2 protein-coding genes are annotated in these 1310 nt (G+C 73.9%); both read right to left on the bottom strand.

What is annotated here, in order from left to right:
- Window positions 1-152 precede the first annotated feature (152 nt).
- Window positions 153-437 (bottom strand): hypothetical protein, encoded by a 285-nt coding sequence (locus AC1MIR_RS21150; RefSeq protein WP_480030152.1) that lies wholly within the window; start codon window positions 435-437, stop codon window positions 153-155.
- A 138-nt stretch (window positions 438-575) separates the two neighbouring features.
- Window positions 576-1250: an SCO family protein gene (locus AC1MIR_RS21145; protein WP_480030151.1), complete on the bottom strand. Its 675-nt coding sequence runs from the start codon at window positions 1248-1250 to the stop codon at window positions 576-578.
- Between the last annotated feature and the right edge of the window lie 60 nt (window positions 1251-1310).

Raw genomic sequence — 1310 nt, 5'->3', positions numbered from 1 at the left:
GGCGCGGGGTAGGGGGGGGCCCGGGGGGGCGCGCGGGGGGGGCGGGGGGCCGGGCGGGGGCCTGCCCGGCCCCGCGCGGCACGCGGGCCGGGCGCAGGGCGCCGCCGCCGCGGCCATCCTCAACGACGGCGCGGCGCTGGAAATCGGCTGAGCTACTTCTCGTGCGCGTCCGGGTGGCGCAGCAGCCAGAGCCGCTCATGCGCGGCGACAAGGCTTTCCATGTTCTTGCGCCGATTGACGTCAGGCGCCACCGGCCGGCGCGTCAGCATCATCTCGAGGATGCGCAGCAACTCCTCCGCCACCTCGTAGTCGCCCTGGTCGCAGGCGTGATGGAATGCGATCAGGATCTTGTCGGACAGCCGACGCGTGTGTCGCGGCGGCCCTCCGGCGGAACGCCCCGCTTCCCGTGACGGCGGGTCCCGATCCTCTTCGGACATCAGAGAAGCTGCTCCCTTGGGCCCCGGCCCGCAGATGCCGAGGTTATCAAGACTACATCATAGGCCCGGACGGTTCCCACAGAAACCCTCCGCCCTGCGCCGGGCCCTGCGCATCGGGGCGCAGCGGCCGGGCCGGCCTCATGCACCGCGCAGCTGCCCACGCACCGCCTCCGCGATCGCCTCCGGCGCGGTCTGCGGGCGGAACAGCGCCCGCACCCGTCCATCCGGCCCGACCAGGTAGATGAAGGAGGAATGGTCCATCACATACTCGGTCATCTCCGGCCGCTGCACCTTGGCATAGAACACGCGATAGGCGCGCGCCGCCGCGGCCACCTGCTCCGGCGTGCCGGTCAGCCCGACCATCGCCGGGTGGAAGCGCGCGACATACTCCGCCAGCGCCGCGGGCGTGTCCCGCTCCGGGTCGATGGTGATCAGCACCGGCGTCACCCGCGCGGCCTGCGCGCCCAGATCGTCCATCGCCGCGGCGATGATGCCAAGCTCGGTCGGGCAGACATCCGGGCAATAGGTGAAGCCGAAATACACCAGCAGGAACCGCCCGGCGAAATCCGCCTCCGTCACCGCCCGCCCGGTATGGTCGGTCAGCCGGAACGGCCCGCCGAGTACCATGCCCTGCGGCAGTTGCACCCCCCCGGCCGAGGGCGCCGGCGCGTCGCCGCCCAGCAGCGTCGCCGCCAGGCGCGAGAAGGCCGTGCCGAGGCTCTCGCCCTCGCCCCGGCCGAGCCAGGCCGCCGCCCAGAGCCCGCCGAGCAGCAGGAGCACGACCATCGCCAGGATGCGAACGGTTTGCAGCATGGGGGGGACATAGGCCGCCCCCGCGCCGCGGGGGGGGCGCCGGGCGGGGGGGCGCGGCCC

This window comes from Falsiroseomonas sp. RANM36 (assembly GCF_056682175.1).
This window is presented reverse-complemented; position numbering and strand designations above follow the sequence as displayed.